Annotated in this window: 16 protein-coding genes; 7 read left to right on the plus strand and 9 right to left on the minus strand. The window is 59.6% G+C overall.

From position 1 onward, the window contains the following. Nucleotides 1–258 precede the first annotated feature (258 nt). The 3 genes from AC5S3R_RS03635 to AC5S3R_RS03645 form a co-directional block, all read right to left on the minus strand. Entirely contained in the window at nt 259–1,185 is a 927-nt protein-coding gene (locus tag AC5S3R_RS03635) for an alpha/beta fold hydrolase (RefSeq protein ID WP_494265320.1), read from the minus strand. Between the two features lie 144 nt (nt 1,186–1,329). After that, complete coding sequence (locus AC5S3R_RS03640) at nt 1,330–2,199, minus strand: helix-turn-helix domain-containing protein (RefSeq protein WP_494265321.1); 870 nt, start codon at nt 2,197–2,199, stop codon at nt 1,330–1,332. 123 nt (nt 2,200–2,322) lie between these two features. Next, nucleotides 2,323–2,958 (minus strand): OmpH/Skp family outer membrane protein, encoded by a 636-nt coding sequence (locus AC5S3R_RS03645; RefSeq protein ID WP_494265322.1) that lies wholly within the window; start codon nt 2,956–2,958, stop codon nt 2,323–2,325. A gap of 328 nt (nt 2,959–3,286) precedes the next feature. On the opposite strand from AC5S3R_RS03645, the gene AC5S3R_RS03650 reads away from it, so the two are divergent. Together AC5S3R_RS03650 and AC5S3R_RS03655 are read left to right on the plus strand one after the other, a co-directional pair. Further along, nucleotides 3,287–4,321, plus strand: coding sequence for a TolB-like translocation protein (locus tag AC5S3R_RS03650; protein WP_494265324.1), 1,035 nt, complete (start codon nt 3,287–3,289; stop codon nt 4,319–4,321). A 127-nt stretch (nt 4,322–4,448) separates the two neighbouring features. Further along, entirely contained in the window at nt 4,449–5,429 is a 981-nt protein-coding gene (locus AC5S3R_RS03655) for a HEAT repeat domain-containing protein (protein ID WP_494265326.1), read from the plus strand. 157 nt (nt 5,430–5,586) lie between these two features. Here the strand turns inward: AC5S3R_RS03655 and bamA are convergent, their stop codons facing one another. Continuing rightward, entirely contained in the window at nt 5,587–8,586 is a 3,000-nt protein-coding gene (gene bamA, locus AC5S3R_RS03660; protein WP_494265327.1) for an outer membrane protein assembly factor BamA, read from the minus strand. Between the two features lie 514 nt (nt 8,587–9,100). Between bamA and AC5S3R_RS03665 the strand changes: the two genes are divergently transcribed. Then, on the plus strand, nt 9,101–9,598 hold the full coding sequence (locus AC5S3R_RS03665; RefSeq protein ID WP_494265329.1) for a glutathione peroxidase: 498 nt from the start codon (nt 9,101–9,103) through the stop codon (nt 9,596–9,598). Here the strand turns inward: AC5S3R_RS03665 and AC5S3R_RS03670 are convergent, their stop codons facing one another. The 4 genes from AC5S3R_RS03670 to trpD all read right to left on the minus strand — a co-directional run bounded on the left by AC5S3R_RS03670 (nt 9,599) and on the right by trpD (nt 13,070). Next, nucleotides 9,599–10,414 carry a DODA-type extradiol aromatic ring-opening family dioxygenase gene (locus AC5S3R_RS03670; protein ID WP_494265331.1) on the minus strand — a complete coding sequence of 272 codons (816 nt, stop codon included), beginning with the start codon at nt 10,412–10,414 and terminating at the stop codon, nt 9,599–9,601. It abuts the gene before it with no gap. A gap of 2 nt (nt 10,415–10,416) precedes the next feature. Then, a complete protein-coding gene (locus tag AC5S3R_RS03675) occupies nt 10,417–11,175 on the minus strand; it encodes an SIMPL domain-containing protein (protein ID WP_494265332.1) in 759 nt (252 codons plus the stop codon). A gap of 65 nt (nt 11,176–11,240) precedes the next feature. After that, a complete protein-coding gene (locus AC5S3R_RS03680) occupies nt 11,241–11,969 on the minus strand; it encodes an SIMPL domain-containing protein (RefSeq protein WP_494265334.1) in 729 nt (242 codons plus the stop codon). 39 nt (nt 11,970–12,008) lie between these two features. Beyond that, nucleotides 12,009–13,070 carry an anthranilate phosphoribosyltransferase gene (gene trpD / locus AC5S3R_RS03685; protein ID WP_494265335.1) on the minus strand — a complete coding sequence of 354 codons (1,062 nt, stop codon included), beginning with the start codon at nt 13,068–13,070 and terminating at the stop codon, nt 12,009–12,011. Between the two features lie 195 nt (nt 13,071–13,265). On the opposite strand from trpD, the gene sucC reads away from it, so the two are divergent. From sucC to sucD, 4 genes are all read left to right on the plus strand, one after another. After that, nucleotides 13,266–14,447 (plus strand): ADP-forming succinate--CoA ligase subunit beta, encoded by a 1,182-nt coding sequence (gene sucC / locus AC5S3R_RS03690; protein ID WP_494265337.1) that lies wholly within the window; start codon nt 13,266–13,268, stop codon nt 14,445–14,447. A gap of 118 nt (nt 14,448–14,565) precedes the next feature. Beyond that, the gene (locus tag AC5S3R_RS03695) at nt 14,566–14,745 is read left to right on the plus strand and encodes a four helix bundle protein (protein ID WP_494265406.1); all 180 of its coding nucleotides are present in this window, start codon (nt 14,566–14,568) and stop codon (nt 14,743–14,745) included. Beyond that, complete coding sequence (locus AC5S3R_RS03700) at nt 14,717–14,875, plus strand: four helix bundle protein (protein ID WP_494265339.1); 159 nt, start codon at nt 14,717–14,719, stop codon at nt 14,873–14,875. The genes AC5S3R_RS03695 and AC5S3R_RS03700 overlap by 29 nt, the downstream gene beginning before the upstream one ends. Before the next feature lie 33 nt (nt 14,876–14,908). Next, a complete protein-coding gene (gene sucD, locus AC5S3R_RS03705) occupies nt 14,909–15,781 on the plus strand; it encodes a succinate--CoA ligase subunit alpha (RefSeq protein ID WP_494265340.1) in 873 nt (290 codons plus the stop codon). Between the two features lie 121 nt (nt 15,782–15,902). Here sucD and AC5S3R_RS03710 read toward each other — a convergent pair whose 3' ends face one another. Continuing rightward, the gene (locus AC5S3R_RS03710) at nt 15,903–17,954 is read right to left on the minus strand and encodes a M13 family metallopeptidase (RefSeq protein ID WP_494265342.1); all 2,052 of its coding nucleotides are present in this window, start codon (nt 17,952–17,954) and stop codon (nt 15,903–15,905) included. Nucleotides 17,955–18,076: the final 122 nt, after the last annotated feature.

The following is an 18,076-nucleotide window of genomic DNA, read 5'->3' on the forward strand; positions in this document are numbered from 1 at the left end:
GGTCGAAAACTCCTTACAGGGCTCCTGTTTGGACGCGCCTATCTGTGGGTGCGTAAGCACGCCAAGAACCTATTGCGGGAACCCCTTTCGTCTGTTTCTGGAGCGGGCTGCAGCTCTTTTGAGCATGCCACCAAACAGGAAAAGACGCGTACGGAAACGCCAGCAGGAACCTAAACGAGCTAAGTGGATTATAGAGAGCCGGGGAAATGAGGGTCAACGCGAACGCGCCACGATTTACATATATGCAAGCCTGCCCGGCTACACCGCCGGGCTCCACAGGTGCAAGGCTTCTTCTGCAATCAAATCCGGCATCTCCTCGGGAAAGAAGAGGTTCGCTTCCTCAATACGCCGGACGCCGCGCGAGCCGGGCAATGTCTTATCCAGCCAGTCGGCCCACTTTACGGGAAACAGGGTGTCTTTCAATCCCCACACCATGCGGGCCGGGCCTTTCCATGCACGCAACTGCTCGCGAACCGGTACCAGGACATTGGTTGCCAGGGCGGCGGCGTAGGCATCTGCCTGCGCTTTTCTGAGCGGGCTTTCCACGAGAGGCTGCAGATAGGTCTCGATTGTTTCGTCGGAGAAGCGCTCGGGCCAGGTATACGTCAATCCCCCCAAGCCCTTGGGAGAGCGCGCAATGTTCTTGTCTTTGACTTCGGGAACGATGACCTTCTCTACAAACAGGCCTTTCTTTGCCAGCTCGGCGAAGAGGAGAAAGCCCGCGGGTGGGTTGTTTTCATCCACATCACAGTTGGTGAGGAGCAGTGTGCGCACGCGCTCCGGATGCCGCGCCACAAACAACTGGGAGACAAGTCCGCCACTATCGTTGGCGATGAGATCGACGCTGTCGATTCTGAGAGCGTCAAGCAAGGCTGCGAGCATTTCGACCTGCGTTTCCGGCGTGATTGCCTGCTGCTGCGGAACCTGCGTGTAGCCGAGGCCCATGACGTCTGGCGCGATGCAGCGGCGATGCGTATGCAGGCGCTCAAGAGAGCCGCGCCACTGATAGCTGTTCAGCGGGTATCCATGGAGGAAGAGGGCGGCGGGTCCGTGGCCGTGTTCTACATACGCCGTGCGGCACATTGGCAGGTTTGCATAGCGGCGATGTGCGTGGTACCAGGCGGAATCAATTTTGGGATGAGACTGTTTTGCGAATCCCAGCGGGCGCAACGCAGCAGTGGCCAACGTTGCTGAGGCTGCTTCAAGAAAACGTCTGCGATTGAGACTAAGAGGGCTTGATGGGTGAGTGTTCATGCAGCCAGTATGGCGGGGGAACCATTCTTGATGCGCGCATTTTCCGCCGCATTTGAGCACAAACGGACACTCAAATTAAGTTGCCGATGAGGCTTCCTGAAGCAGACGCTTCATGACTCGCGGAGGTACGCCCATGAGGCGCTGCATGTGGCGCGCCATGTGGCTCTGATGCGCAAAGCCTGCCTGCTGCGCTATCTCAACCATGGACAGATGGTCGTGCATCAGCAGCGCCTTGGCGCGCTCTACGCGGCGCTGGATTACATATTGATGGACAGACAAACCAGTGGCTTTACGAAAAGTCGCCTTGATGTGCGTTGCGCCTACGCCGGCAATGGCAGCAACCTGGCTGAGAGATAAATCTTCGCCGAGATTTTCTTCAATAAAAGACAGGACGCGCTTGAGGCGATGGCCGCCGAGTTGCTGGCCCGCAGAGGAAAGCTCTTTTGCCAGCGAGCTGTGCTGCGTGACGAGACGAGAGGCGAGCGCCGCGGTCAGCCCTTCCAGATATAGCCGCCCGGAGGGAAAGTTCAGCTCCATTTCGCGCTTGATGGCCCAGCTCAGCGACTCCAACTCGCGGTCACGCACCTGGAAGCGGTTGCGCATTTCAAGTTGCGCGCCATTCAGTTCAAGCTCGTTGGCTGCGGCTCGCAGAGTGCTCTCCGGCAGAACGAGCAGAAGGCTGGCGTCATTGGCATCGTGCATCTGCCAGCGGGCAGGCGTCTGTGCCGGGATGATGTCCATATCGCCGTGCACGGCGGTTCCGCGAAACTGGCGGCCATCGCGGCGGCAGCTCATGAGCGCAGGCGCTCCAAGATGCACGCTGAGAAGAACCCTGTCCAGCCCCGGCACGTCCAGCACACCTTCGGAGTCCTTGCGGTGCTGAAAGACAAAGCCGTCTGCCGTGGCGGACTGGGCAAGAATCTTTACCTGGCTCTCCGGTGGCATCCATGCACCTCACTTGATGGATTGGATGTATCTGGACTGGATAGGAACGTGCTTTTTGCGGGAAAGAGCAAACCCCGCCGGGCTTACGCCGGGCGGGGTTTGGGATTTGGGACCGCGTCCTTGTTACTTGCCGGACGGCTTGGCCGCCGGGTGGGCGGTCGGCGCGGGAGCCGAAGGAGCCGGGGTCGGAGGAGCCGGAACACCGGACTTGGTGTTGTAGGCATCGAGAACGGCCTTGGTGATGTCCACCGACTGCGCCGCGTAGAGCACGAGCGGAGCCTGCTGCTCGGACTGCGAAGCATCGATTACGAGCGTGTAGCCGTTGGTCTTGGCGTAGTCGAGGAGGAGCTGGTCAACCTTCTGGGCAATCTTGCCGAAGGTCTCCTGGAGAGCCTGCTGGTAGTCGTTATTGGCGTCTTCGCCGAGGCGCTGGGCCTGCTTCTTCTTGTCGTCGATGGTCTTGGCGCGGTTGTTGCGCTCGGCATCAGAGAGGTTGGCGCCCTGTGCCTGGAGCTGCTTGGTAAGCGTGTCGATCTCCGTGCTCAGCGTCTGGAGCTGGCTGCGCTGGGGCTCAAACTTCTTCTGCACGTCGCCGAGGTCACGCTGGAACTCGTTGGTCTGGAAGACGGCGGCCTGGAAGGCAATGACGGCAACCTTGGCGGAGGCCGGGGCGGCGGCGGTTTGGGCATTCACGTTCACGGCGGCACCGGAGACGAGGGCGGCGCCAAGAACGGCGGCGATAGCGGAAATACGCTTCATGCGGATAAGAAACTCCTTCTTAGAGCCCCTGCGGGAGGGCGAACGGGCATAGGACATCCCCGAACTGCCTTTGAAACTCCGTGGTCTTTTTGGGGGGCGATGCACCGGGTAGGGTACAGGCGGGTAAAGACTCTGACGGCAATTCCCAGCAGGAACTTACTTAGGGGTGATTATAGGAGGCGAGAGGGGGGGAGTCAAAGGGGCAAGAGGTTAAAAAAACAGGGTACAGGGTGCGGGGTACAGGGGAAAGGCTAAAGAGAGGGACTGAGGGACTTAGGGGACTGGCCGGTGGGTGGTGTGGTAGCTTGGCTGTCCGATGGAGATTGCCATGCGTTTTCGCTTTCTGTTGGTTGCGGGGCTGTTGTTTGTTGGGGTTGCGGGGTGGGGGCAGAGGAAGCCGGGGAGTCCGGTGGAGCATTTGCCGCCGAATATTGAGGTGCTTTCGTATTTTGGCGAAAGGCCGGATATTGCGCCGGACAACGAGCACATTGCGTTTATGGAAAAAAGCTTTGGCGACGCGATGGTGATTGATTTGAAGACGCGGGTTATTCGGTGCCTGACGTGCAATGTGCCGAATACGGCGTTTTTGCGGGTGATGTATCTGCCGACGGGCGACATGCTGCTGGTGGGGCCGCAGCACTTTACGGACATTCACACGAGCCGGACGCGGGATAACGAGCTTTGGTTTTTGAGCAAGAAGCCGGGGTCGAAGGCTGTGCCGATGGGCGTGAAGCTGAGCGAGGGGATTGCGATTTCCAAGATTAGTAATAAGGTGGCTTTCTCCGAGCTGCCTGCGCAGGTGCCGGGGATGCCTGCGCTGGATTCAGACCTTGTTACCGCTGAGGTGGATTTGTCAGGACCGGTGCCTACGCTCACCAATCGCAAGGTGGTTTATGTGAGCCACACGGACTCGTGCAGGCTGGAGGCCCAGGACTTTTATGACAACGACAGCAAGATGACTTTTACCTGCTATGACAATCACGATATGGCGAAGGGCGACCAGTATGCGTATGTGATGGGGATTGATTTGAAGACAATGGCGGTGAGGAATTTTTCGCAGTCGCCGGATACGTATAACGAGACGGAAGGGATTTTTCCGGATGGGCTGCATACCTGCGTGGAAGGCGACAGGCATGTGGCGCAGATGGGCGGGCATCACGGGAATATGCACATTGATATTTACAAGCTGAGGCTCGATGGCACGGGGAAGGACTTTGTGCGGCTGACTCGGTTTAACGATTACGAGGGGTACAAGTCGTCGAATCCGGTGGTCTCTACTGATGGGAAGTTTATGGCGTTCCAGATGGGGAGAAGCGGCGAAGAGGCGGGCGTGGGGTATGGGGTGTTTTTGTTTCGCTTTTAGCGAAACAAAGGGAGTAGGGACAAGGGGAATAGGGCGTAGAAAGCAAAAGCGGGTTTTGGGCTGGTTGCGCCTGGTTGGCACACTGTCGAGGCTTCTACCGTGGTGCGAATTGGCCTACAATGCCGGAATGATATTCCCGTCTGGCTTTTCTGGTCGCCGTGGTGTGCGGTTATTGCTGGCTGTGTTGCTGTTGAGTGCCCTGGGGTATGCGCAGAACCCTCCGCAGAAGCCTGCTTCTGATGAGGATGACAGCCATCCGATTGGCGTTACGCCGGACGACGTGGCTACGATGACGCCTGAAGAGCGCTTGAATCTGTGCTGGCAGATGCTCACGGACAATGCGCAGGATGCGAAGCACTTTGAGGGCCGCATCCAGGCGCTGAGCGCGTTGAGCAACCTGGGGACGAATGCGCGGGCGAACAACCTGATTGCCGCGGCGATGCAGGACACCAACGTAGATGTGCGCACGGCTGCGGTGCTTGCGGCGGGCAATAGCAAGTCGCGCGTGCTGGTGCCGCCGATGATGAAGCTGCTGGATGATCCTGAGCCGCAGGTTGTTTTTGCGGCGGCGACGACATTGTGGCGGCAGTTCAACGACAAGAGCGGCGAGGATATCCTGGCGGCGATTGCGGCAGGCGGGCGCAAGGCGAATGCGGGCCTGATTCATGGCGCGGTTCATGATATGTCGCGCACGATGCACAGCCAGTCGGCGATGGAGAAGCTGGCGCTTACGACCGGGGCGGGCATGGCGCTGGGGCCGTTCGGGTTTTCTGTGCAGGCGATTGAGTATGCGCGCAAGAATGGAGCGGATTCGGCGCGGATACAGGCGATCAATCTGCTGGCGGAGGAAAAGAACGAAGAAGTGCGCGAGGAGATGCAGGCGGCGCTGGGCGACAAGGACCCCGGCGTGCGCGCTACGGCTGCGAAGATATTGGGGAGCTATCACCGGGTGCAGGATGCTGAAGCGATTGCGGCGCTGCTGGATGATGTGAAGCTGCCGGTGCGGTTGTCCGCGGCTGCGGGATATATCGAATGCGTGAGTGGCGGGCAAAAGGCAGGGAGCAGGGAACAGGGAATAGGGAGTAGAAAGCAAAAACCCCGGCCCTGATGCTGGGTTTTGTGGGTATCCCAAGTCCCCAAGTGCGAGAGACCTGGGGCACCCAGCCTATCTATATTGATGGCTGAGATTTGAAAGCAAAAGAAGAAGGGCGCGGCTTTTGGCCGCGCCCTGTTGTTTTCTACTCCCTATTCCCTACTCCCTGCTTTTAGAACGTCGTGGAGACGGTCAGGCGGAAGGTCTTACGCGGTTCGCGGAAGAGGTTCTGTGCGCCGTAGGCCTGGATGACTTCGTTGTAGGTGTAGTCGCCTGCGCCGCCGACGGGGAACATGTCGCGGGTAATCAACTGCGCCGAGCAGCTCTGGTTCTTTCCGGTGGAGAGAATGCCGGTGCAATAGGGCCGCTCGTAGAGGCGGAGCGGGTTGTAGGCGTAGTAGATGCGGATGGGCGCGTTGATGATGGGCATCATCGCGGAGATTTCACCGCCGAGCGACATGCGCGGCACGATGTTGGTTCCGGAGATGGGGTGGATGTTGCGAACAAAGCCCACCTGCGAGCCGGGGATGCCGCCCTGGCAGGAGCCGTTGTTGTAAACCGGGCAGCCATAGAGCGGGGCAATCAGCGAAGCGAAGCCTTCAGGGCTCTGCTTGAGCTGGCCACGATTGAGGGCCATGTCCATGCCGAAGTCGTCGAAGAACGAGAAGGTGACCGGACCGGCGATGGGGATGCGGTACTCGATGTTGCTGCTGAAGTTGGTGTCGCCGCCGATGGAGGCCACGCCGTAGACCGGGATGGGCACCTGGATGCACTGGTTCAACTGCGGCTGGGTCGGGTCACGCGGAACGCACTGGCCGTCCGGGTTGGTGAGCTGGACGGTGGTGCGGTTGGGCACGTAGCCGTAGGGCGTTGCGGCGCGTACGTCAAAGCCGCGCAGTTCGTTTTCGCCACCGGCGTAGAAACGGTTGTTCGGGGGCGCCACGTCTCCGCCGAAGCCCTGGATGTAAGCCAACTGCGCGCGCAGGGCGAGCACGTTGCGGCCGTTCGGGTCGAAGTGGAGATAGTGGATGGAGTGGTAGCTCTTGTAGGCCACGGCAGGCGAGAAGTAACGCAGGTTGCCTCCGATGCCGGAGAACTGGAAGACCGCCGTGTATTCCTTGCCCTGACGGGGACGCTGCGGGTTGTTCACCGTGTTGTACACGTAGCTGAACGAGGCCGAGCTGTTCACGATGCCGTCAAGCGCGTTGGAGCCCTGAATGCCCGACCGGAAGCTGATGGTCTGGAAGAAGCTCTGCGACGCGGTGGAGAAGGCCGAGATGGACGAGCGGGTCAACGAGTAGGTGAAGCCGACGCGCTGGAAGCTGTGACGCTTGAGCGGGTAGCTGACCGAGAAGTTGACGCCCTTGGAGGCCTGGTTGTAGTTCTGCACCAGCGACTGCTGCGCCGCGGTCAGGTTGGCCGAGAGGCCGGTGGTCGCCTGATAGTTCTTGGCTGCGTTGTAGTCCTGCTTCTGGTCGAAGATCTGGAAGCCGAGGTTCAGCGGGCGGTTGCGGACGTAAGGCTCGGTGAAGCCGAAGAGGAACTGGCGGTTCACGTTGCCGAGGTTGCCCTGCACGCTGAGGGTTTCACCCAAGCCGAGGAAGTTGTTGGTCTGGTAGTTGACGCCGAGGAAGGCTCCGGAAAGGCCGCTGACGCCGCCGTTCAGACCGATGGAGTTCTTGCCCTTTTCCTTGACCTTGAGGAGCAGATCCACGGTACCGGCTTCGGTATCCTGATGCGCTTCGGAGTCCTGATCCACCTTGAGCGGCTCGAAGTATTCGAGCTGGTTGAGGCGGTTGAGGGAGTACTCCCAGAGCTGCGAGTTGTAGACCTGACCTTCTTCGAGCATCAGCTCGCGGCGGATGACCTTGTCGCGGGTGATGGTGTTGCCGCTGAACTCAATGCGGGAGACGTAGAAGGGCTTGCCTTCATCGATATCGACGTTGAGGGTGACGGTGTGGTTGGTTTCGTCAAACTTGGGCTCGGGAATGGCGCCGAAGTTGATGTAACCGAGGCCGCCGTAGGCCTTCTTGAGGGCTTCATCGCCCTTGCCGATGGCAGTGGCGCTGAACCAGTCGCCGTCCTTGATGGGATAGCTGGCGCGGAGGGCCTTGACGTTGGTGACGGCCTTGTTACCGGTGAAGGTGATTTCCTTCAGGCGGTAGCGCGCACCCTCTTCAATGGGCATGAGGATATCGACGCGCTTGCCCTTGTTGGGGCGGAAGGTGAAGAGATTGAGGCCGCCCTGGTCGCGAATCTGCGTCTTGGGCTCTTCGACGGCTGCCATGGCGTAGCCGCGGTCGCGATAGGCCTGGCGGACACGCTCGGAGTCTTCTTCCAGCTTGGACGAGTCGAAGGTCTTGGCGAAGAGATTCTCAAAGATGATGGAGTACGGAATGCCGACCGGCTTGAGGTTGGCCATGGAGCGGCGAAGAAGCAGCGCGCTGACGTGCTGGTTGCCGGCAAACTGAATCTTGCCGACCTTAACCGTCGGGCCTTCCTTGATGTTGAAGATGAGCTGCACGGAGGCCGGCGGAATGGTCTTGACTTCCGTCTTGATGGTGGAGAACTGGTGGCCGTGCTCGGCGAGGATTTCGCGGAGAACCGCTTCGGCGCGCTTTACCTTGGTGGGGTCAAACTGGCTTTCGACGGAGAGCGAGACCTTTTCCTTCTTGAAGCGGTCGAGAACGTCGGACTGCGAGACGGCGTTCAGGCCCTTGTAGGTGATGTCGCGGATGGTGGGCTTTTCCTGCACGTAGACGTTCAGGATGACGCCCTTGTCGGAGTCTTCGCGCTCGATGCGGAGGTTCTCGAAGTAGCCGGTGTTCCAGAGCGAGTTGAAGTCGCGCTCGACGGAAGTGGCGTCGTACGTGTCGCCGATGTGCGTGAAGAGACGCGCAAGGATGGTTTCCTTGGGAATGCGGCGGTTACCGATGACGCGAATCTGTTCGACGGTCTGGCCAGCGTTCTGCGCGTAGGCGTAGTTGGCTGCGGAGTGGCTTGTGGCGGCAGCAAAAACAAGCGCGGCGACGACGACGAGTCGTGCGAAAAGGCCGTGGGCCTTGCGCGCTGAAGTGATGTGCCGGTTCTTCAATAGGCCGTCAGCCGGAGTTACAACCGGATTCTGCGGCAGACACATGCCGTTATCGTGCGAGTCTAGCTTCAAGTTCACGGGAAGAATATGCACACCCTCATTACGAAACAAAAATCTGGTCCGGCCGCTGGCGGAAAAGACGATTATATTGGACGCACCTTGCCCTCGCCCAATTTCCCCTCGCCTGGTTCTGCTGGCGGCTTTTTCATTTCCGGCGCGGGGCCTGCCCTGCCGGAGCGCATTGAAAAGCCTACCCCTTGAGTCTATCGGACCGGATTGAGATTTGGCCCATCCGGCGCGATGTTTCTCTCGCTGCCCGTATTGCCTGGCTGCTCGGGTTCTTAGACGCGCCAGATGGCGCGGGGCAACCGGGGAGATGCGAGCTATTAGCTTTTAGCTGTTCGCTCTTAGCTTTTTCGCAAAATTGAGGTGGTGCGAGCCTGGTTCCCAGTTCCCCCGGCTTTCAGGGCCGTGAATGCCTGTAAAGAAAACTGGGGAACCACAGGCTCTCCCGCTTGCTGAGCTAAGAGCTGGGTAGCTGCAGTTTGGCATCTGGAGGGGCGGGACGGGCATCCATACAGAAAGAATGCCTATGCAAGACGCTTCTTCTATCTACGATTTTTCTGCAAACCTGCTCGACGGCACGCCACTGGACCTCTCCTACTTTCGCGGGCATGTGCTGCTGGTGGTGAATACGGCCTCGAAATGCGGGTTTACACCGCAGTATGCAGCCCTGGAGCAGCTTTATAAACAGTACGGCAGCCGGGGATTTGAGGTGCTGGCCTTTCCGTCGAACCAGTTCGGCAAGCAGGAGCCGGGGAGTGCGGCGGAGATTGCCGAGTTCTGCGAGCGGAATTTTGGGGTTAGCTTCCCAGTGTTCGCCAAAATCGACGTGAACGGGCCGGATACCCACCCGCTGTACCAGTGGCTGAAACGGGAGAAGCCCGGCATGTTTGGGATTGGGCGGATTCCGTGGAATTTTACGAAGTTCCTTATCAGCCGGAATGGGCAGGTGGTGGGGCGGTTTGCGCCTTCTACGGCTCCGGAGAAGCTGGGCTTTGAGATTGAGCGGTTGCTGGGTACAAAATAATCAGCCGTCGAAGCGGTAGGCGCTGATGGCGGCGTCCATGGGCTCGTCGCTGAAGATTTGCTTGCCGGGGGCTGCTCCGCCGGCGCCTGCGGCTACCATCAGCGGAATTAAGTGCTCCTCGCGGGGATGGGCGAAGTCGGCGCTGGGCGCGTGGCTCCATTCGGCCAGGCGTGCAGTGCGGGCGGGTTCGGGCTGCTCGACGGCTTCGGTGAGCCAGTGGTCGAAGATGCGGGAGAGGCCGAGGGTCTGCGGCTGCATGAAGGCGCGGAGGTTGTGGAAGGTCATTCCGCTGCCGAGGATGAGCACGCCTTCGTCACGCAGCGGGGCCAGGGCGCGGCCTGCGGCGATGTGCAGAGCCGGGTCGAGGGATTCCACGAGCGAGAGTGTGACGACGGGAATTTGAGCCTCTGGAAAAGCTACTTTGAGCGGCACGAAGACGCCGTGGTCGTAGCCGCGTGTGGCGCTTTCGGCGGTGGGCAGGCCGGCTGCTTGAAGGAGTTCCCTTACCCGGTGCGCCAGTTCGGGGTTTCCCGGCGCGGGCCATGTGAGCTGGTAGGTATGCGGCGGGAAGCCGTAGTAGTCGAAGATCAGCTCGGGATGCGCGGCGGTGCTGACGGTGAAGGCTGGCTCTTCCCAGTGGCCGCTGATGACGAGCAGGGCTTTGGGCGGTGCAGGCAGCGTGGCGGCGATGCCTTCAAGGAAATGTTGGGTGGCGTGCCAGGTGTCGGCTGGACCCCAGGTCCAGTCCATGAAAAAGCACGGGCCGCCGCCGTGGGGCAGGAAGAGGGAGGGCTGGCGCTGCGGGTTTTCGCTCATGGCTATGGCTCGATGGCGAAGACGGCGTAGACCGTGGCTTCTTCGCGGATGGTTTGCGGGCGGATTTCGAGTGCGGGCGCGGGTACCAGAGCTCCTACTGCTGATGCCATCCCTCCTCCCACCCCGTAGCCTATGCCGTTTGGATGGGCGAAGAAGATTCTTGTATTTGGCGTCTCATTGCTGGCGTAGATGAGTGCGCCGAGCTTTACGTTCAGCCCGGCGGCCATCTGTTCCGCTACGGCGCGGGCCTTGACGAGAGCTGTGGCAGCGGCTTTTGCCTGGAGCGCTTTGCGGTCGGATAGACGCCATTCGATGTTGCCTGTCTCGTTTGCTCCCGTAGCAATGGCAAGACGAATTACCTCTGCCGCGTCTTTCGGAGTGGCGCTGACGGTCCAGTTCTGGCGAAAGATGAACTGGCGCTTTGCGCGGTCTTCCGGCGTGTCTTTTTCGTTGAAGTTCGTGTTCCGCTGCAGGCTTTGCCCGCCGCTTTCTATGCTCTTGTCTTCCACACCGGCTTTATGAAGAGCGGCGAGAATTGCCTGCGAGCGCTTGCCGGCATCGGCGTAGGTGCTGTCGGAATTGGGGCCGAAGATCTCAAATCCGACGTTGATGGCGGCGATGTCGGCTGTCTCCGTCGCTTCATCCGTGGTGCTGATGGCGATGGTCTTGTTGTCGCGGTTGATCTGGATGGTTTGCGCGGAGGCCGCGGCGGCAACACAAAGAACGGCAAGCGCAGGTATTGCGGCTTTTCGGAAATTCATCGCGGTAACTCCCTGATACGCAGCGGAAGAGCCGCCGGGACCATGCTGTTTCGCATCAAAACGCCTTACTCAATTCCAAAGACGGCGTGGACTGTGGCCTGGCGCGTGACGGTGTGCGGCTCGATGGCCAGCGGTTCCGGCGCGGATGCGACCCACGCCTTCATCGCCATCACGCGCGGGCGAATGACGGACTCCGCCGAAAGCTCATTGCTGACGTAGACAAGATTACCGAGCTTGACGCCCATGCCTTTGGCCAGCACAGCGGCGTTTTCCCGGGCGCGGGTGGCGGCCTTGTCGAGCGCCTGCTGTTCGAGGGCTTTTTCATCTTTGACGGTCCACTCGATTTCGCCGCTGGAGTTGGCTCCGGCATTGACGGCGGTGTCCAGAATTTCGGCGGCGCGGGATGGGGAGGTTTTTACCGTCCACTGCTGCGAGAGCTTGAAGAGGCTCTGCTTGTTTTTGCCGGTGGGGTCGTAATAGCGGTTGAGGTACTGCGATTGGCTGCGGATTTCGCTGTCGGCAATGCCCGCGCCCTTGACGGCGCTGATGATGGCGTTGGAGGTGCGCGAGCCTGTGGCGTAGGCCGACTTGGCATCCTGCGGGTCGGTCTCAAAGCCGATGTGCAGGATGGCCACGTCCGGCTCAGCGGTTACCGTCTCAGTTGCGGAGACGGAAAGCGTGCGGTTGGCGGAACCGATTGCGAGCTGCGGCTGGCCAATCTGCTGTGCGCCTGCCGCGGCGCTGGAAACGAAGATAGCTCCCAACATGGCTACCGGGAGAAGAGAAACTTTCATCGAGCTTGCCCCCTTACTCTTGCTTGGACGTAGACCAGCTTACTTCTTCTCCGCGTATTTTTCGCCAAACTGGCGCAACTTGGCGAGCGTGGCGGCGGCCTCGCCGGAGTCGATTGCTTCCGCGCCGCGGGCTACGCCTTCTTTTAAGTCGCCTGCGATGCCTGCGGCGACCAGAGCGGCTGCGGCGTTGAGCAGGACAATGTCGCGGCGCGCGCCGGGGATGCCGGTGATTACGTCGTAGAGCAGCGAGGTGTTCATGTCTACGTCGCCGCCGGTGAAGTCTTCGAGCTTGGCGACGGGGAGGCCTGCCATCTCTGGCGTGATGCGGGCGGCCTTCATGGTGGGCGGCTTGCCGGGCTCTTCTTCAAAGACTCGCGCTACGACGGACTCGCCTGTGGTTGTTAATTCGTCGATGCCGTCGGAGCCGTGCACGATGAAGGCGTGTTTTGCGCCGAGCGTGGACAGCGTGCGGCCTACGAGCAGCACGCGGCTGGGTGCGAGAACGCCGATGACCTGATTACGCGCTCCGGCAGGGTTGGTGATGGGGCCAGCGAGGTTGAAGATGGTGCGGAAGCCGAGCGATTTGCGCAGCGGGCCGATGGCTTTTGCCGTGGGGTGATAGTGCGGCGCGTAGAGAAAGACGAAGCCCGTGGTGCGGAGGCATTCCGCGGCGAGCTCGGGGCCGAGCGTGATGGGCACGCCTAACGCTTCGAGCACGTCTGCAGAGCCACAGCGCGAGGTGACGGCGCGGTTGCCGTGTTTGGCAACCTTGGCTCCGGCGGCTGCGGCTACAAGCGCCGCGCCGGACGAGATGTTGAAGGTAAGCGGGCCGCCGCCGCCGGTGCCGCAGGTATCGACAAGCTCTTCGCGCTCGGCATCCGTGAGCGGAACGGGCACGGAGTTGGCGCGCATGACATCGACGAAGCCCGCAAGCTCGGCGGCCTGCTCGCCGCGTGTGGCCATGACCGCCAGCAGGGCTGCGGTTTCTACTTCCGGCACGTTGCCGGTGAGGATTTCCTTCAGTACATCGGCGGCCTGCTCACGCGTGAGCGCGGAGCCGTCTTCGGCAAGGGGTTTTAACAGTTCTTTGACATGACTCATTATGTTGGGCTCGTATTTCCCTTTGTATCTCTCATTATGGTAACGCCCGAATATGCGTCCCACTTACTGGTGGTTCTCGTCACACTGTGCGTTGCCGGTCGTAAGCTGTGGGCGCTAGTATGCAGGTACCGCTGGCCTGTGCAGTTTTTTCACTCTCAAAAAATCTTTCAGCGGCGTGGCGGTTCCAAAGACATTATGAAAATTCACGAGTACCAGGCGAAGGAAATCCTTGCGAAGTACGGCGTGGCCGTGCCCAAGGGCGAAGTGGCGAATACGCCGGAAGAGGCTTCTGCCGTGGCGCGGAAGCTGTTTGCCGAGGGCGCGAATGGCGTGGTTGTGAAAGCGCAGATTCATGCCGGAGGCCGCGGCAAGGGCGGCGGTGTGAAAGTCGCCAAGACGCGCGAGGATGCCGAAGAGCATGTGAAGAACATTCTCGGCATGCAGCTGATTACGCACCAGACCGGGCCGCAGGGGCAGAAGGTGCAGCGGTTGCTGATTGAAGAGACGGCTGCGATTGACCGCGAGCTTTATCTGGGCATTGTTCTCGACCGTGCGCAGGGCAAGCTGGTCTTTATGGCTTCGCAGGCGGGCGGCATGGAGATTGAAGAAGTTGCCGCGAAGGACCCTAGCGCTATCTACAAGGAAGCGATTGACCCGGCGATTGGGCTTGGAGCGTACCAGGCGCGCAAGCTGGCCTTTGCGCTGGGGCTGAAGCCGACGCAGATTAACGATGCAGTGAAATTCTTGCAGAGCTTGTACAAGGCGTTTATTGAAACCGACGCTTCGTTGCTTGAGATTAATCCTTTCATTACGACGAAGGATGACAAGCTGTTTGCGCTGGACGCGAAGATGAACTTCGACGACAACGCGTTGTTCCGTCATCCCGAAATCAAGGCGCTGCGCGACGTGGCGGAGGAAGACCCGCTCGAAGTGGAAGCGAGCAAGTATGCGTTGAACTACATCAAGCTGGATGGCTCGATTGCCTGCATGGTGAACGGCGCGGGCCTTGCGATGGCGACGATGGACATTATTCAGTACGCGGGCGGTTCGCCGGCGAACTTCCTTGATGTGGGCGGCGGTGCTACACAGGAGCAGATTGAGCATGCGTTTGCGATTCTGCTTTCCGACGCGAACGTGAAGGCCATCTTCATCAATATCTTTGGCGGTATTTTGCGTGTGGACCGGCTGGCGACGGGTGTTGTGGCGGCGGCGAAGAACCTGAATGTGCAGGTTCCGATTGTGCTGCGGCTTGAGGGCACGAATGTCGAGGAAGGCCGCAAGATTCTTAAGGAATCAGGATTGAATTTCCAAGTCGGAGCAACGATGAAGGAAGCAGCGGAATTGGTGGTAGCAGCCGCGAAGGGAGTGGCAGCCTAGAGGCAGCTTCTAGCCTCTAGCTGCTAGCTTCCAGCTAAAAGCAGAGCAAGATTTTCGATGGGGATGGCTGTTGGCGCAAGATTTTCAGGATCTTATAGTTTGGCAACGAGCAATGCAGATGACCGTTGCAATCTATGAGTTGACTCGGACATTTCCCAAAGATGAGCAGTATGGATTGACTTCGCAGTTGCGTCGCGCCAGTGTTTCGGTTGCAAGCAATATTGCGGAGGGTCGAGGAAGAGGGACCGATTGGCGAGTTCAGGCAGTTCTTGAATATTGCACAAGGTTCAACATATGAAGTTCAAACCCAGCTTCTTGTTGCAAAGCAGCTTAAGATTGGTGATTCGGCCTTATTGAAGCAATCCGAATCTCTCTGTGTCGAGACATCCAAGATGCTCGGGGCGTTCATCCAGTCTTTGAAGAGCTAGTAGCTAGAAGCTAGAAGCTAGGAGCTGTATTTCATGGCGGTTCTTGTTAATAACGACACGCGGCTCATTGTTCAGGGCATTACGGGTAAGGAAGGCACGTTCCACGCGAAGGGCTGCGCTGAGTACGGCACGAAAGTTGTTGGCGGCGTGACTCCGGGCAAGGGCCGAACGGTTCACGAAGACTGGCCGGTGTTTAACACCGTTGCCGATGCGGTGAAGGAAACAGGCGCGAATGCGACGATGATTTTTGTGCCACCACCGTTTGCTGCCGATGCGATTCTCGAAGCTGAGGACGCAGGGATTCCGCTGATTGTCTGCATTACGGAGGGCATTCCGACACTGGACATGGTGAAGGTGTGGACGAAGATTAAGCACTCTTCTTCGCGGCTGATTGGGCCGAACTGCCCTGGCGTGATTTCTCCGGGCATGGCGAAGATTGGCATTATGCCGGGGCGGATTCATAAGCAGGGCTCGGTGGGCATTGTGTCGAAGTCGGGCACGCTGACTTACGAGGCTGTGCACCAGCTCACGCAGCGCGGGATTGGGCAGTCTACGGCTATCGGCATTGGCGGCGATCCGATTATCGGAACGACGCACATCGATGCGTTGAAGCTGCTCAATGACGATCCTGACACCGAAGCCATCATCATGATTGGCGAGATTGGCGGAACGGCTGAGATTGAGGCCGCGGCATGGGTCAAGGCCAATGTGAAGAAGCCTGTTGTGGGCTTCATCGCGGGGCAGACGGCGCCTCCGGGACGGCGTATGGGCCATGCGGGCGCCATCATCTCTGGCGGTGAAGGCACTGCGGCCAGCAAGATGGATGCTATGCGTGAGGCTGGCATTCATGTTGTGGTTTCGCCTGCGGAGATGGGTGAGACGCTGGCTAAGGCGATTGGGAAGTAAAGGCAGCTATTAGCCGTTAGCTCTTAGCTTTTAGCTAAAACCAAAGGCCCACCTTGCGGTGGGCCTTTCTGCTTTCTTTTTGTGCGCTTGATTGCCGGGGATAAATCTCCGGCCTGCCTTCTTACCAAACCCTGCAAGGATTGGCGCTGACCATCTTGTCGGTCTTTTTGCACTTGAAGCTCTGTGCGAACTCCGGCAAATCCTGCAGGATGGTGTTGGTTCGGTACTCGTCCGGCGCGTGGGGGTCGGTCTGCGCCTGGGTGCGTAGCTGCTCGGGGCGCGTCTGCGTGCACCACTGCTGCGCGTAGGCAATCCAGAAGCGCTGATCCGCGGTGTATCCGTCCTTTGTGGCGGTGATGTCTACGTGGTTGAGCTTGTTCTGCTCTTCCCATGCAAGCCATGCCAGCCACAGGCCGCCAAGGTCGGCGAGGTTTTCGCCGAGCGTGAGCTTGCCGTTGAGGTGAACACCGGGCACGGCTTCAATGGCGTCATACTGATTGACCATGCACTGCGCGCGCTGCGTGAACTTCTCGCCGTCTTCCTTAGTCCACCAGTCTTTCAGGTTGCCGTCCTTGTCGAACTGGCGGCCTTCATCGTCAAAGCCGTGCGTGAGCTCGTGGCCGATGGTGGAGCCCATGTCGCCGTAGTTGGCGGCGTCGTCTTCCTTGTTGCTGAAGAAGGGCGGCTGGAAGTATCCGGCGGGGAAGTTGACGTTGTTCTGCTGCGGGTCGTAGTAGGCGTTGACCGTGGGCGGTGTCATGCCCCACTCGCCTTTGTCTACCGGCTTGCCAATCTTCGCGAGGTCGCGATTGAACTCGAACTCATGTGCGCGAATCTGGTTGCCCAGAGCGTCGCCGCGTGTGATGGAGAGTGAAGAGTAGTCGCGCCACTTGTCGGGATAGCCGATTTTGTTCATGACCCCGTGCAGCTTTTCCTTCGCCTTTACCTTGGTCTCCGCGCTCATCCAGTCGAGGCCGTCGATGTCCTTGCCCATCGCATCTTCAATGGCAACGGTCATCGCCGAGGCGCGCTGCCTGGCGTCGGGCGGGAAATACTTCGCTACGTAAACCTGGCCGAGCGCTTCGCCCAGCTCGCGGTCAATGCGCGTGGTGCAGCGCTTCCAGCGGTCCTGCTGCTTTTCCGCGCCGTTCAAATCATGCGCGTAGAAGTTCCATGTCTCCTCGTCGAAGGCTGCGGGCATGGAGGTTCCTGCGAAGGCATGCAGAAGATGCCAGCGCAGATAGGTCTTGATCTGGTCGAGCGGCGTATCTTCCACCAGCGTGTTGAACTCAGCGAAGAACTTTGGCTGCGCGTCATTCATCTTGCCCGTGGTGGGTGCGTGCGTTACGGCGAGATAGTTGGCCAGCGAAAAGTGCGTGAGCGTCTTGCCGAACGTGGCCACATCGGTGGGATGGTTCAGGTTCTGCGGGTCGCGCTCTTCGGTAATGGTCAGCGAGGCTTTTGCGAGGCGGGTTTCGATAGCCAGCACTGTCTCGGCGTCTTTTGCGGCCTGCGCTTCCGGCTCGCCGGCGAGCGTGAGAATCTTCTTCACATGCTCGACGTACTGCTTGCGCTGCTCGACGGATTTGGCATCGGTGCGGGTGTAGTAGTCGCGCTCGGGCAGGCCAAGACCGCCTGCGCCGTAGAAGCTGATGACCTGGCTTGCGTCGGCAAAGTCCTGATTGGAGCCCATACCGAAGAAAGCATTTACGCCGATGTAGTGCAGATGCGCGATCAGCGCGGGCAGCTCCGCCCTGGACTTGAGCGCGGCGATGCGGTCCAGCTCCGGCTGAACGGGCGCGAGGCCCTGCTTGTCGATGGCGGCGGAGTCCATGCAGCTTGCGTACTCGTCGCCAATCTTCTGCTCGTTGGGCGTGCGCGAGGCGGAAGGCTTGGCGGCGGCTACTTCCAGAATCTCGCGCAGGTGCGTGCGGTTCAGTTCGTATAGCTCGGTAAAGCGGCCATAGGAGGCCTGGTCGGCGGGCAGCGGGTTGCGCTTGAACCAGTTGTTGCAGCTATAGCGGTAGAAGTTGTCGCAGGGGTCCACGGTCTTGTCAATGAGCGACGGGTCGAAGACTTTCAGCTCAGGCTTCTGTGCGTCTGACTGCGCAAGACAGGCCGGGGCAAGCGAGAAAACGGCAACGGCAGCAAGGGAAAGAGTTGTGCGCGACATGAAGGAACGATAGCAGAGATCAGAGATTACAGATCAGAAAAGCAAGCTTGTACACGCCTTCTCAACAGTAGAGTAGTTATCCAAATAGCTGGCTAGCAGAATCCATCTGTGAATGTATTGTC

It is taken from the genome of Occallatibacter sp. FHG110214_02, assembly GCF_059115385.1.